Annotated in this window: 14 protein-coding genes; 7 read left to right on the forward strand and 7 right to left on the reverse strand. The window is 75.4% G+C overall.

Annotated elements, in window-relative coordinates:
* Positions 1 to 33 precede the first annotated feature (33 nt).
* Positions 34 to 876, forward strand: a complete 843-nt coding sequence (locus G8D98_RS04205; protein ID WP_166099506.1) for a M56 family metallopeptidase — start codon at positions 34 to 36, stop codon at positions 874 to 876.
* A 22-nt stretch (positions 877 to 898) separates the two neighbouring features.
* On the opposite strand, the gene G8D98_RS04210 is transcribed toward G8D98_RS04205, so the two are convergent.
* Positions 899 to 1,363 carry a hypothetical protein gene (locus G8D98_RS04210; RefSeq protein WP_166099508.1) on the reverse strand — a complete coding sequence of 155 codons (465 nt, stop codon included), beginning with the start codon at positions 1,361 to 1,363 and terminating at the stop codon, positions 899 to 901.
* Between the two features lie 109 nt (positions 1,364 to 1,472).
* On the opposite strand from G8D98_RS04210, the gene G8D98_RS04215 reads away from it, so the two are divergent.
* Complete coding sequence (locus G8D98_RS04215; RefSeq protein WP_166099510.1) at positions 1,473 to 2,201, forward strand: AIM24 family protein; 729 nt, start codon at positions 1,473 to 1,475, stop codon at positions 2,199 to 2,201.
* 175 nt (positions 2,202 to 2,376) lie between these two features.
* Complete coding sequence (locus G8D98_RS04220; protein WP_166099512.1) at positions 2,377 to 2,931, forward strand: NADPH-dependent FMN reductase; 555 nt, start codon at positions 2,377 to 2,379, stop codon at positions 2,929 to 2,931.
* Positions 2,932 to 2,959: 28 nt separating this feature from the next.
* Here the strand turns inward: G8D98_RS04220 and G8D98_RS04225 are convergent, their stop codons facing one another.
* The 4 genes from G8D98_RS04225 to G8D98_RS04240 are packed head-to-tail and all read right to left on the reverse strand — an operon-like array spanning position 2,960 to position 5,974.
* Positions 2,960 to 3,430, reverse strand: coding sequence for a DUF1003 domain-containing protein (locus tag G8D98_RS04225; RefSeq protein ID WP_308788818.1), 471 nt, complete (start codon positions 3,428 to 3,430; stop codon positions 2,960 to 2,962).
* Between the two features lie 38 nt (positions 3,431 to 3,468).
* Positions 3,469 to 3,783, reverse strand: a complete 315-nt coding sequence (locus G8D98_RS04230; protein WP_166099515.1) for a hypothetical protein — start codon at positions 3,781 to 3,783, stop codon at positions 3,469 to 3,471.
* Positions 3,780 to 5,747 (reverse strand): ferrous iron transport protein B, encoded by a 1,968-nt coding sequence (gene feoB / locus G8D98_RS04235; protein ID WP_229661864.1) that lies wholly within the window; start codon positions 5,745 to 5,747, stop codon positions 3,780 to 3,782. The genes G8D98_RS04230 and feoB overlap by 4 nt, the downstream gene beginning before the upstream one ends.
* Positions 5,744 to 5,974, reverse strand: a complete 231-nt coding sequence (locus G8D98_RS04240) for a FeoA family protein (protein WP_205859699.1) — start codon at positions 5,972 to 5,974, stop codon at positions 5,744 to 5,746. The genes feoB and G8D98_RS04240 overlap by 4 nt, the downstream gene beginning before the upstream one ends.
* A gap of 75 nt (positions 5,975 to 6,049) precedes the next feature.
* Here G8D98_RS04240 and G8D98_RS04245 point away from each other — a divergent pair, with 75 nt between their 5' ends.
* Genes G8D98_RS04245 through G8D98_RS04260 form a run of 4 tightly spaced genes read left to right on the forward strand, consistent with a single transcriptional unit; the run spans position 6,050 to position 10,768 of the window.
* Positions 6,050 to 6,562: a low molecular weight protein-tyrosine-phosphatase gene (locus tag G8D98_RS04245; RefSeq protein WP_166099518.1), complete on the forward strand. Its 513-nt coding sequence runs from the start codon at positions 6,050 to 6,052 to the stop codon at positions 6,560 to 6,562.
* 57 nt (positions 6,563 to 6,619) lie between these two features.
* Positions 6,620 to 8,071, forward strand: coding sequence for an adenylosuccinate lyase (purB, locus tag G8D98_RS04250; RefSeq protein WP_166099520.1), 1,452 nt, complete (start codon positions 6,620 to 6,622; stop codon positions 8,069 to 8,071).
* A gap of 50 nt (positions 8,072 to 8,121) precedes the next feature.
* On the forward strand, positions 8,122 to 8,442 hold the full coding sequence (locus G8D98_RS04255; RefSeq protein WP_166099522.1) for a metal-sensitive transcriptional regulator: 321 nt from the start codon (positions 8,122 to 8,124) through the stop codon (positions 8,440 to 8,442).
* Between the two features lies 1 nt (position 8,443).
* The gene (locus G8D98_RS04260; protein WP_166099526.1) at positions 8,444 to 10,768 is read left to right on the forward strand and encodes a heavy metal translocating P-type ATPase; all 2,325 of its coding nucleotides are present in this window, start codon (positions 8,444 to 8,446) and stop codon (positions 10,766 to 10,768) included.
* Between the two features lie 27 nt (positions 10,769 to 10,795).
* Here G8D98_RS04260 and G8D98_RS04265 read toward each other — a convergent pair whose 3' ends face one another.
* On the reverse strand, positions 10,796 to 11,431 hold the full coding sequence (locus G8D98_RS04265; RefSeq protein WP_166099528.1) for a VOC family protein: 636 nt from the start codon (positions 11,429 to 11,431) through the stop codon (positions 10,796 to 10,798).
* A gap of 99 nt (positions 11,432 to 11,530) precedes the next feature.
* Positions 11,531 to 12,337, reverse strand: coding sequence for a TrmH family RNA methyltransferase (locus G8D98_RS04270; protein WP_166099531.1), 807 nt, complete (start codon positions 12,335 to 12,337; stop codon positions 11,531 to 11,533).
* Between the last annotated feature and the right edge of the window lie 54 nt (positions 12,338 to 12,391).

Raw genomic sequence — 12,391 nt, forward strand, 5'->3', positions numbered from 1 at the left:
CGCCCCGCCGGGGCGCCTGTCACCATAGGGGGCGTGCTCCCGCTCGCTCTCGCCGGGCTGGCCGTCGTCCTCGTCTGGGTGGCGCCCGGCCTCCTGGCCCGTCAGGTGCGGCTGCGGCGTGCGCCGCGGGCGGCCCTCGTGGCCTGGCAGGCCGTGTCCCTCGGCGGCGTGCTCGCGGCCCTCTTCGTCGCGCCCGCGGCGGTGCCCGAGCTGCTCGGCGGGGACCCGATGGCCGACCACCCGGCGCTCGTCGCGCTGGCGGCGGTCGCGAGCATCGTCGTCCTGGCCCGCCTCCTGCTCTCCGGCCACCTCGTCGGGACCCGGGTCCGCGCCGCCCGGGCCCGCCACCGGGAGATCGTCGACATCGTCGCCGAGCACGACCGCGGCGGTGTCCGCGTGCTGCAGCACCCCACCGCCACCGCGTACTGCATCCCCGGGCGCTCCAGCCGGGTCGTCCTCTCCCAGGGGGTCCTCGACACGCTGCCCGAGCGGCAGCTGGACGCCGTGCTCGCCCACGAGAAGGCCCACCTGAAGGCCCGTCACGACCTCCTCCTGGAGTTCTTCACCGTGCTCCACGAGTCCGTGCCGCCGCCGCTGCGCTCGCACCGTGCGCTCACCGAGGTGCGCCTGCTCGTCGAGGCCCTCGCCGACCGGGCGGCCGTGCGGCGCAGCGGTGAGGTCGCGACCGCGCGCGCCCTCGTCGCGATCGCCCAGGGCCGCTACCCCGACGAGGCGATGGGCGCCGGCACCTCGGCACCGGTGCGCATGCACCTGCTGGCGGTCGGCCCGCACCCGGTGCTGTCGGCGACCGCCTACCTCGGCGCGGTGGTCGCCGTCGGTGCGCCGGTGGTCCTGCTCTCGGCCGCCTGGAGCTGAGCCGTCCGGCGCCGGCGCGCGCTCAGGCCCAGCTCGGCGGGGGAGGCGGTGGCGGGGCCGTCGGCGGCTCGTCCGCCGGCGGGGGCAGGTCGGGACGCTCGTCGGCGGCGGTCCCCGGGGGAGGCGGTGCGGGGGTGTCCCGGGCGGGCGACACCGGGGCCGACGTCCCCTCCGTGGGCGGCGGTGGCGCCGACGCCGCGCCGGACCCCCCGGGCGGGGGCGGCGCGCCGTAGCCGGGCGGAGGGGTCACCGTGAGCGACCCGAGACGCCCCTCGGACTCCAGCTGCCGCAGCGTGCCCATGACGCGCTCGCGGTCGGCCGGGTCCACCGGCCGACCGGTGGCCCCGAGCCAGGCGAGGACACCGAGGTCGCGCAGCGCCCGGTCCGCCCCCATCCCCGGCACGCTGATCCCCGCCGACGACATGGCCACGTCGGCCTTCGCCGCGAGGTCGTTCGCGGCGGCCTTGGCGCGTTCGAAGAAGCTCATCGGGTCCTCCCTGCCTCGTCCCTCGGACTGCCGGAACCATAGCCCCGAACCTCACGTCTGCTCTAGCGTTACCGCAGCGACGACGCTCCCCGACACCGAAGGCGGCACGATGACCATCCACGGCTCCCTGTTCACCGACTTCGCGGAGAAGCCGAGCCAGGACCCGTTCTCGCTGCAGAACAAGAAGCTGCTGCGGGTGGACATGCGCTACGGCCCCGTCCAGGCGCGCACCGGGTCGATGGTGGCCTACCAGGGGGACGTCCGCTTCCAGAACCGCGGCTCGGGCGGGATGGGCAAGTTCCTCAAGGCCGCGGCCACCGGCGAGGGCGTGCGGATGATGGAGTGCACCGGCAGCGGCGAGCTGTTCCTCGCCGACGAGGCGGCGGAGGTCCAGGTGATGTACCTCGAGGACGACGCCATCTCGGTCAACGGCCGCAACGTCCTCGCCTTCTCCAGCTCGATCCAGTGGGACATCCACCGGATCCAGGCCCGTGGGGCGATGATGACCGGCGGCCTGTACAACGTCTCGCTGCGGGGCACGGGCTACGTCGCGGTGACGACCAAGGGCGACCCCATCGCCCTCGACGTCGCCTCGTCCCCGACGTTCGCCGACGCCCAGGCCGTCGTCCTGTGGACCGCGGGCGTGACGATGGACGTGCGGGTCGACACCGGCGGGCTCGGCTCGATGATCCGCGGTGGCACCGGCGAGCTGCTCCAGATGGCCTTCGGCGGCCAGGGGTACGTGCTGGTCCAGCCCAGCGAGAACGTCGTCGACGGCGGCCACCAGGGCGGCGGCGGCAAGGGCGGGGGGATGCTCGGGGACCTCCTCGGCGGCTGAGCCCTGCGACGGGCGGCCCCGCCGGCCCGCGCGGCGACGGCACCGGAGGTCCGGACGCGGCCGCCCACGTCGGCAGCACGGCTGCCCGCAGAGGGAATTCGCGAGGGCCGACGACGGTTCACGCGTTCAGGTCAGCGCCGACCCCGTCCGTGCCGCCCACCCCCGGGAGTCCTCCGTGAACGTCCTCGTCCTCGTCGGCAGCCTGCGCCCCGGCTCGACCAACCGCCAGCTCGCCGACGCCGCCGTCGCCCACCTGCCCGCCGGGGTCGGGACGACGCTCTTCGAGCGGCTGGCCGAGCTGCCGCACTACTCCGAGGAGCTCGACCACGACGACACGCTGCCGGAGGTCGCCCGCGACCTGCGGGACGCCGTGGCCGACCACGACGCCATCCTCCTGGTGACCCCGGAGTACAACGGCTCACTGCCGAGCAGCCTGAAGAACGCGGTCGACTGGGCCTCCCGCCCGCGCGGCGCCTCGGTCATCGCGGGCGTGCCCGCGGCCGTGCTCGGGGCGAGCGGGTCCCCGCGCGCCGCCCAGTGGGCCCGCGAGGACGGCGTGCGGATCCTCACCGTGGCCGGCGCGCGCGTGCTGCCCGACACCATCGGGGTCGGCTCGGCCTTCCAGGCCTTCGAGGAGGGCCGGCTCACCGACGCCGAGCTCGACACCGCCCTGCGCGACCTGGTCCAGCGGCTGGCCCGGGAGGCCGAGGCCGCGCACTCGGCCGCCTGAGCACGCCTCCCCCCGGGGCCGGGTTCGGCTAGGCCCCGCGCTCGCGCCGCTCGATCCGCTCGAGCCGCTCGGTGAGGTCGGCTTGGAGGGCACGCAGGGTCCGCAGCTGCTCGGCGCTGACCCGCAGGAGGACCTCGACGTCCTCCTTGGCGGCCCGGTTGGTGTCGTAGTCGTGCTGCGCCAGGGCGGCGGCGACGGCGTCCTGGCGCTTGGCGGCGATGAGCAGGATCGCTCCCTGCAGCCCGGCGAGCATCGACAGGAACAGGTTGAGCAGGATGAACGGGTAGGGGTCCCAGGCGCGCCCGAGCGAGTTCACGAGCGCCCACAGGCCCATGAACGCCAGGAAGGCGAAGACGAAGCCCCAGCTGCCCATCCCGTTGCGCAGCCCGTCCGCGGCCCGGTCGCCGAGGCCGAGGGCCGCCGTCCGCCGCTGGTGCCAGTTCACCTCGGGGACAAGGCGGGCGCTGGTCAGGGTGGGGTGGTGCTGGTGTTCGCTCATCGCGACCTCCGAGGGCGGGTGACGGGGCCACCCCCACGCTAGGCCGGTCGGCGCACCGAGATGGTGACGAGCGCCGGCCCGGAGCGGGTCGCCGAGGGGGCCACCGCGCCACAGCCCGCCTGCCCCGTCGCCGTGGCCGAGGCGCAGGTGCCGCACCCTCCGGTGGGGCAGCCGACGGCGAGCTCGCGGGCCTCGAGCCGGCCGAGGCGCACGAGGTGGTCGACGCAGGCCTGCACGACGTCGCGCGCGAGCCCGGTGCGCTCACCGACCTCGTCGAGCGAGTGCACCCCGTCCCGGAAGGCCTGCAGGACGGCCGTCAGCGGGCCGCCCGCCCCGGGGGTCGTCGCGCTCACCAGAAGACCCGCCCGACCTGGAAGACGACGACGGCGAGGGTCCAGGCGACCACGAGCTGGACGAGGACGCCGAACACGGTCCACCGGGTGCCGATCTCGCGGCGCTGCGCCGCGAGGGTCGCGACGCACGGGGTGTAGGCGAGGAGGAAGACCATGAAGGCCAGCACCGCGACCGCGCCGTGGCCGCCGCTCGAGGCGTCGAAGGTCGCGGTCAGCTGGTCGCCGAGGGCACCGGGTGAGCGCGCCGAGGAGGGCTCGGCGAGCGCGTAGGTCTGCGCCCACGAGGAGATGACGGCCTCCTTGGCGACGAAGCCGACGACGAGCGCCGAGACCGACTCCCACTGGCCGAAGCCGGCGGGGTCGAGCGCCGGGGCGACCGTCCGCGAGATCGACGCGTACACGCTGTCCTCGACCGGCACCTCGCCGAAGCTGCCACCGCCCGCGGGCAGCGACTGCAGGAGCCAGACGGCGACGACGGTGACGACGATGATCCCCGAGGCGGTGCGCAGGAAGCCCTGGAGACGCAGCCACATGACCGACAGCGACAGCCGCACGGTGGGCCGCTGGTAGGGCGGCAGGTCGATGACGAGGGGCTCGGCGCCCATGCTGCGCCACAGCGTCGAGCGCAGCGCGAGGCCGACGAGGACGACGAGGACGATCGAGGCGAGGTACATCGCGAAGACGACCGTGCCCGCGTGCTCGGGGAAGAAGGTGCGGGCGAGCAGGACGTAGACCGTGAGCCGCGCCGAGCACGAGGTGAAGGGCACGAGCAGGGCCGTGAGCACCCGCTGGCGCACCGTCGGCAGGATGCGCGTCGCCGCGACGGCGGGGACGTTGCAGCCGAACCCGACGACGAGCGGGAGGAAGGCCCTCCCCGGCAGCCCGATCCGACGCATGAGGCGGTCGGTGACGACCGCCGCGCGGGCCATGTAGCCGGAGTCCTCGAGGACGGCGAGCAGCAGGAACATCAGCGCCATGAGCGGGACGAAGGTGAGCAGCATCCCGACTCCGGCGACGAGCCCGTCGACGACGAAGCCCTCCACCGGGGTCGCCCCGAGCCCCACGGCGCCGACGAGCCACGACGCACCGCTGGAGACGGGCCCGGTGACGAGGGCGTCCAGGGCGTCCTGCAGCGGGGCGGCCACCGTCGTGGTCACCTGGAAGACCGCCCACATGACCGCGAGGAAGAGCAGCGGCCCGACGACGGGCGCGGTGGCGACCCGGTCGATGCGGTCCGACCACGTGCGGGCCCGGGCGCCGGTCTCGTGGACCGCGGCCGTGACCGCCTGCTCCACCCAGCCGAAGCGCTCGTCCGCCAGCCGCAGGTCGGCCTCGGGGTCCTCGTCGCCGGCGGGCCGGGCGCCCGGCCGCGGCACGAGGGGGCCGCAGTGCAGGGCGTGCTCGACGGCCGTGACGAGCCGCTCGGTCCCCGAACGGCGGCGCGGGTCGAGCGCGACGACCGGGCAGCCGAGGGCGGCCGTCAGGGCGGCGGCGTCCACCCGCTGGCCCCGGCGGGCCGCGACGTCCTCCATGGTCAGCGCGACGACCACCGGGCGCGAGGTCTCCCGCAGCTGGGCGACGAGGTAGAGGCTGCGGGCGAGGTGGGCCGCGGACGCGACGACGACCACGACGTCCGGCGCCGAGCCGTCGGTGGCGAGCAGGAGGTCCCGGGTGAGCTGCTCGTCGGGGCTCATCGGGTCCAGCGAATAGGCGCCGGGCAGGTCGACGACGGCGACGGTCTGCGGCCCGACCGCGACCGCGCCACGGCCGACTTCGACGGTGGTCCCCGGCCAGTTGCCGACGGTGCGGCGCGCGCCGGTCAGGGCGTTGAAGAGGGTGGACTTGCCGACGTTGGGTGCCCCCGCGAGCGCCATCGTCGGGCTGCCGGGAGGCGCGGCCGGACCCCCCGTGTCGCCGTGGCAGGAGGGCGCAGCGGGGGCCCGCTCGGCGGGGCGGGTGGTCACGGCCCCGTCGGCTCGGTCCGCACGCGCTGGAGGACCTCGCGGCCGAGCGCGATGCGCGCGCCCGCGACGTCGACGACCCGGCCGCCACCGGCGGTGCGCTGCAGACACCGGACCTCCACGCCGCCACGCAGCCCGAGCTCGGCGAGGCGTCGCTCGAGGGCGTCGGACCGGTCGGCGGGGGCGATCCGGACGGTCACCCCGAAGGGCGCGCGGTCCAGGGTCGTCACGACGTCGACGGTAGCACTGAGCGGTTAGGCCTCCCTTATCACGGTCGGGCTCCGGCCGCCCGGGAGGATGGCGGGATGAGCGAGCGCCCCTACCGCGTCACGGTCGTCTGCCACGGCAACATCTGCCGCTCCCCGATGGCCGAGTTCCTGCTGCGCGAGGCGTTCGAGGACGCCGGGCTGGCCGACCGGGTGCAGGTCGACTCCGCGGGCACCTCGAGCGAGGAGGTCGGCAACCCGCCCCACCGGCGCACCCTCGCCACGCTGCAGCGCCACGGACACCGCGACCTGGGCTGGTCCCGGCACCGCGCGCGGCAGTTCCGGCCCGAGTGGTTCGAGAACCTCGACCTCGTCCTCGCTGCCGACCACCCGCACGCCGACCGGCTCCTCGACCTCGCCCGCACCGACGAGGAGGCCCGCCGCGTCCGCCTCGTGCGCTCCTTCGACCCCGAGGCCGTCGCCGCCGGCGAGCTCGGGATGGACGACCCGTGGTACGGCGGCGACGCCGACTACGAGCAGACCTACCAGGAGATCCGCGCGGCCGTGCCCGGCATCGTCGAGCACGTGCGCTCCCACCTCGGCGCCGGCTGACCGGCCGGCGCCGGGCACGGACGACGCCGCCCCGGCCGGCTCTGGGAGACTGGCGCCATGCCGCGCACGACCGACGCCACCCCGAGCGCCCTCCCCGGCGCCCAGTGCCTCGCCGACCTCGACCCGCCGATCGCGCTCGGCGCCCTCGACGGCCGCTACCGCGGGGCGGTCGCCCCCCTCGTCGACCACCTCTCCGAGCCGGCACTCAACCGCGCGCGCCTGCACGTCGAGGTCGAGTGGCTCATCCACCTCACCGAGCACGAGGTCCTTCCCGGCGTGCGCCGGCTCACCGAGGAGGAGCAGGCCCGGTTGCGGGCGGTGGTCACCGGCTTCGGCGCGGCCGAGATCGAGGAGCTGGCGGCGACCGAGCGGGTGACCCAGCACGACGTCAAGGCCGTCGAGTACCTCCTCAAGGCGCGGGTGCGCGAGGTCGCGCCCGCTCCCGAGGACGCCGGCCTGGCCGAGCTCGTGCACTTCTGCTGCACGAGCGAGGACGTCAACAACCTCAGCTACGCGGTCATGGTCCGAGGGGCGGTCCGCGACGTCTGGCTGCCCCGGGCCACCGCGCTGCTCGAGCAGCTGGGCGACCTGGCCCGCGCGCTGCGGGAGGTGCCGCTGCTCGCGCACACCCACGGCCAGCCGGCCACGCCGACGACGATGGGCAAGGAGCTGGCCGTCCTCGCCTGGCGGCTGCGCCGGCAGCTCTCGCGCGTCGAGGACGCCGAGTTCCTCGGCAAGCTCAACGGCGCCACCGGCACCTACGGCGCGCACCTGGCGGCCGTCCCGGAGGCGGACTGGCAGGCGGTCAGCCGCAGCTTCGTCGAGCACCTCGGCCTGACGTGGAACCCGCTGACCACCCAGATCGAGAGCCATGACTGGCAGGCCGAGCTCTACGCGGACCTCGCGCGCTTCAACCGGGTGCTGCACAACCTGTGCACCGACGTGTGGTCCTACATCTCGCTGGGCTACTTCGCCCAGGTCCGGGGCCAGGGCACGGTCGGCTCCTCGACGATGCCGCACAAGGTCAACCCGATCCGGTTCGAGAACGCCGAGGCCAACCTCGAGGTGAGCAACGCGCTGCTCGACGTGCTCTCGGCGACCCTCGTCCAGAGCCGGCTGCAGCGCGACCTCACCGACTCCTCGACGCAGCGCAACATCGGCTCCGCCCTCGGCCACAGCCTGCTCGCCGTCGACAACGTCCAGCGCGGCCTGGCCGGCCTGGACGCGGTGCCGGCCGCGATGGCCGCCGATCTCGACGCGAACTGGGAGGTGCTCGGGGAGCCCGTGCAGTCCGCGATGCGCGCGCTCGCCGCCCAGGGCGTGCCCGGGATGGAGGAGCCCTACGAGCGCCTCAAGGAGCTCACCCGGGGCCGGCGGATCGGGCGCGAGGACCTCGTCGCCTTCGTCCGCTCCCTCGGGCTGCCGGTGGAGGTGGAGGAGCGCCTCGCGGCGATGACCCCCGCCACCTACGTCGGGCTCGCCCCCGACCTCGTCGACCACCTGCCCTGACGCCACCACCCCCCTCCCCGCAGATACCCCGCAGGGGTATGATGGCGGGCATGAGCACCCCCACGTCCTCCGCGCCCGTCGGCGGCCGCCCGCCCGGCTACTCCGACACCAAGGACGCCCACCTGAAGCGGCTGCGCCGGATCGAGGGGCAGGTGCGCGGCATCGCCCGGATGGTCGAGAGCGACACCTACTGCATCGACGTCCTCACCCAGGTCAGCGCCGTGACCCGCGCCCTGCAGGCGGTCAGCCTCGGGCTGCTCGAGGAGCACATCGCGCACTGCGTCGTCGACGCCGCCCGGGAGTCGGACGAGGCGGCGGCCGAGAAGGTCGACGAGGTCGTCGCCGCGGTGACCCGGCTCGTGAGGAGCTGAGATGACCCAGACGACCGACCGGCCCCTCGAGGAGCCCCACGAGGTCGACCTCGCGATCACCGGGATGACGTGTGCCTCGTGCTCGGCGCGCATCGAGCGCAAGCTCGGCAAGCTCGACGGGGTCGACGCCGTGGTCAACCTCGCGACCGAGAAGGCGACGGTGCGCTGGAGCGGGCCGCTCACCGTCGAGGACCTCCTCGAGACGGTGCGCCGCACCGGGTACGGCGCCGAGGTGCTGAGCACCGACGCGCCCCTGCGGGCGACGACGGGCACGGCGACCGGTGGTGTGCCCCCCGCCGTGGCCGGGCCGGGCCCGGCGTCCACCGACACCGTGGAGGCCCACCCGGTCGAGCGGGCCGCCGCACCGAGCCGTCGCCACCAGGTCTCCCGCCAGGAGGACCTGCGTCGGCGCGCGGTCGTCGCGGCCGTGCTCACCGTGCCCGTCGTCGTCCTCGCCATGGTCCCCGGGCTGGACGTCGCGGCCTCCCCCTGGCTCCAGCTGGTGCTCGCGACGCCCGTCGTCGCCTGGGCCGCGTGGCCGTTCCACCGCGCGGCGGCGCTCACCGCCCGGCACGGCGCCTCGACGATGGACACCCTCGTCTCGCTCGGGGTGCTCGCCGCCTACCTGTGGTCGCTCGGCGTCGTCCTCACGGGGAACGCCGCCACCGGGATGAGCGGCGAGGGCTCGCACGTGTGGTTCGAGACGGCCGCCGTCGTCACGACCTTCCTCCTCGTCGGCCGGTGGATGGAGGCCCGGGCCACCGACCGCACCCGCGACGCGCTGCGCCGCCTCCTCGACCTCGGGGCCAAGGACGTCGCCGTCCTGGTCACCGACCCGGCCTCCGGCGCCGAGCGCGAGGAGCGCGTGCCCGTGGACCAGCTGGCCGTCGGCGACCGGTTCGTCGTCCGGCCCGGCGAGAAGGTCGCCTCCGACGGGGTCGTCCTCGACGGGCGCAGCGCGCTCGACACCGCGCTCGTCACCGGCGAGTCCCAGCCGGTCGACGTCGCCCCCGGCAGCGAGGTGACCGGCGGGACCGTCAACACCACCGGCCGGCTCGTCGTGCGGACCACCCGGGTCGGCGCCGAGACCACCCTTGCCGGCATCGCCCGGCTCGTCGAGCGGGCCCAGGCCTCCAAGGCACCGGTCCAGCGGCTCGCCGACCGGGTCTCGGCCGTCTTCGTCCCGCTCGTCCTGGCCCTCGCCGCGCTGACCCTGCTCGGCTGGTGGCTCGCGAGCGGTGACCCGGCCCGCGCGCTCGAGGTCGCCATCTCGGTGCTCGTCATCGCCTGCCCCTGTGCCCTCGGCCTGGCCACCCCCACGGCGCTGCTCGTCGGCACCGGCCGCGGAGCCCGGCTCGGCATCCTCATCAAGGGGGCCGACGTCCTCGAGGACACCCGGCGGGTCGACACCGTCGTCCTCGACAAGACCGGCACGGTGACCTCGGGCGAGATGACGCTCGTCGAGGTGGTCACCGCCGGGCGACTGCCCAAGGACCAGGCCCTGCGCGCCGCCGCCGCGGTCGAGGCCGGCAGCGAGCACCCCGTGGCCCGGGCCGTGCTCGCCGCGGCCCGCTCGCGAGCGCTGGACCTGCCGGAGACGACCGACTTTCAGGCCCTTCCCGGTGCCGGTGCCCGCGCGCGCATCAAGGACACCGAGGTGCTCGTCGGGCGCGCCGACCTCTTCGCCGAGGTCCCCCGCGAGCTCGCGACACCCTCGGCGGAGGGCACGACCGTGTGGCTGGGCTGGGACGGGCGCGCCCGGGCGGCGCTCACCGTCGCCGACACCGTCCGCCGCAGCTCGGCCCGGGCCATCCGGGCGCTCGACGCCTCCGGGCTGCTCTGCTACCTGCTCACCGGCGACCACGACCGGGCCGCGCTCACGGTGGCCCGTGACGTCGGCATCCCCGTCGGCCGGGTGGTCGCCGACGTCCGCCCGCAGGACAAGCACGCCATGGTCGCCGACCTCCAGGCCCGCGGCCGGGTCGTGGCCATGGTCGGGGACGGCGTCAACGACGCGGCCGCACTCGCCCAGGCCGACCTCGGCATCGCGATGGGCAGCGGCACCGATGTGGCGGCGGACGCGGCCGACATCGTCCTGCTGCGCTCGGAGCTGCCGGCGGTCGTCGACGCGATGGACCTCTCCCGGGCGACGCTGCGCACCATCCGGCAGAACCTCGGCTGGGCCTTCGGCTACAACGTCGCGGCGATCCCGCTGGCGGTGGCCGGGGTGCTCGACCCGATGGTCGCCGGCGGCGCGATGGCCCTCTCGAGCGTGCTCGTGGTCTCCAACAGCCTGCGGCTGCGCCGCTGGTCGCCCCGCGGCTGACCCGCCGGGTGCCCGGCGGGGCGGTGCTCAGACCGTGACCTCACCCTGGGGGGTGTCGAAGGTGACGGCCATGAGGCCCGGCGTGCCGTGCGGCGCGACGAAGGAGAAGTCGATGACCGAGGAGGTGGAGTCGGCGGGCAGCCCCAGCCAGTCGCGCACCCGCTCGGGGTCGCCGGCGATGGTCAGCGACTCGATGGTCACCTCGGTGTCGGCGTCCTCCGACGGGTGCGGGGTGCCGTCCTCCCAGGCGATGAAGAAGGGCAGCTGAGGGTCGGCCTGCAGGCCGCGGATGCCCAGCTGCTTCCAGCGCAGCTCGACGCCGTCGGGGCGGTGCCGGTTGCCCTGGACCGCCTGACGGCCGAGGCGCTTCTCCTGGGGGGCGAGGTCGTCGACGCGCACGACCCAGCCGAGCCAGCCGCCCCCGGCCTCGGAGCGGGCGCGCACGACCTGCCCGAACGGCGCCTTGTCGCTCGCCGGGTGGTCGAGCACCTCGACGACCTCGACGTAGCGCTCGTGGGCCAGCGGGAGGATGACGTTCCGGGTGCCGAAGCGGGGGTGGACCCCACCGTCGACCGCACGGACGCCGATGAGCTTCGCGAGGCGCTCGGCCGTCGCGTGCACCCCGTCGTGCTCGGCCGCATAGACGACGTGGTCAACTCGCATGCCGTTCATGGTCGCACACGGACGGGGGTGCTCCGGACGAGGGGTGGAAGGGTACGCCTCGGCGGCCCCATCCGCACCAGGCACCGCACGAGGCACGGCTCACATCCCCCGCTGGCGCACCGCCTCGTAGAGCACGACGGCGGCGGAGACGCCGGCGTTGAGCGAGTTGACCCGTCCCGCCATCGGGATGCGGACGCGCTCGTCGGCCGCCGCGAGGGCGGCGGGTGTCAGGCCGGTCTTCTCCGTCCCGACCGCCACCGCCACCGCACCGGTCCAGTCGACCTCGGTGTGCAGGGTGGCCGTGTCCGGGGTCGTCGCGACGAGCCGGATGCCGTGACCCGCGAGCCACCCGAGTACCCCTGCCAGGGGTGCGGACGCGACCGGGACCGTGAAGACGGTGCCCTTGCTCGCCCGCACGACGTTCGGGTTGCCCCAGTCGGTGGCCGGGTCGGCGGCGACGACGGCCGCGACCCCCGCGGCGTCCGCACTGCGCAGCACCGAGCCGAGGTTGCCCGGCTTCTCCAGCCCCTCGACGACGACGACGAGCGGGTCGGGCCCGAGCACGAGGTCCTCGAGGCGGCGCCCGGCGCCCGGCACCACGGCGAGGAAGCCGTCGGGACCCTCCCGGTAGGCGACCTTCTCGAAGGCGGTCCGGCCGCACCGTACCGTCGTGGCGCCGAGGCCCCGGACCCGCTCGACGAGGGCGGACTGCGCGTCCGGGTCGAGCATGAGCTCGGGGCAGTACAGCAGCGTGCGGGGGACGACCCCGGCGTCGACGGCCAGGGCCAGCTCGTCGTAGCCGTCGACGACGGTCAGCCCCTCCTGGTCGCGCACCCGTCGGCGGCGCAGCGCGGCGACCGCCTTGAGGCGCGGGTTCGTCGCGGAGGTCACGAGCAGCTCGGGCATGGCCGGGACAGCATCCCATGCGCGGCCCGGCCCGCCGGTGGGTGCGGTAGAAAG

This window comes from Phycicoccus endophyticus (assembly GCF_011326735.1).
In the GTDB taxonomy this organism is placed as follows: Bacteria; Actinomycetota; Actinomycetes; order Actinomycetales; family Dermatophilaceae; genus Phycicoccus; species Phycicoccus endophyticus.

Coding starts and splice junctions, on each gene's coding strand:
- G8D98_RS04270 (WP_166099531.1), bottom strand. CDS start 12,337: ATGCCCGAGCTGCTCGTGACCTCCGCGACGAACCCGCGCCTCAAGGCG.
- G8D98_RS04245 (WP_166099518.1), top strand. CDS start 6,050: ATGAGCGAGCGCCCCTACCGCGTCACGGTCGTCTGCCACGGCAACATC.
- G8D98_RS04255 (WP_166099522.1), top strand. CDS start 8,122: ATGAGCACCCCCACGTCCTCCGCGCCCGTCGGCGGCCGCCCGCCCGGC.
- G8D98_RS04210 (WP_166099508.1), bottom strand. CDS start 1,363: ATGAGCTTCTTCGAACGCGCCAAGGCCGCCGCGAACGACCTCGCGGCG.
- G8D98_RS04265 (WP_166099528.1), bottom strand. CDS start 11,431: ATGCGAGTTGACCACGTCGTCTATGCGGCCGAGCACGACGGGGTGCAC.
- G8D98_RS04225 (WP_308788818.1), bottom strand. CDS start 3,430: ATGAGCGAACACCAGCACCACCCCACCCTGACCAGCGCCCGCCTTGTC.
- purB (WP_166099520.1), top strand. CDS start 6,620: ATGCCGCGCACGACCGACGCCACCCCGAGCGCCCTCCCCGGCGCCCAG.
- G8D98_RS04215 (WP_166099510.1), top strand. CDS start 1,473: ATGACCATCCACGGCTCCCTGTTCACCGACTTCGCGGAGAAGCCGAGC.
- G8D98_RS04260 (WP_166099526.1), top strand. CDS start 8,444: ATGACCCAGACGACCGACCGGCCCCTCGAGGAGCCCCACGAGGTCGAC.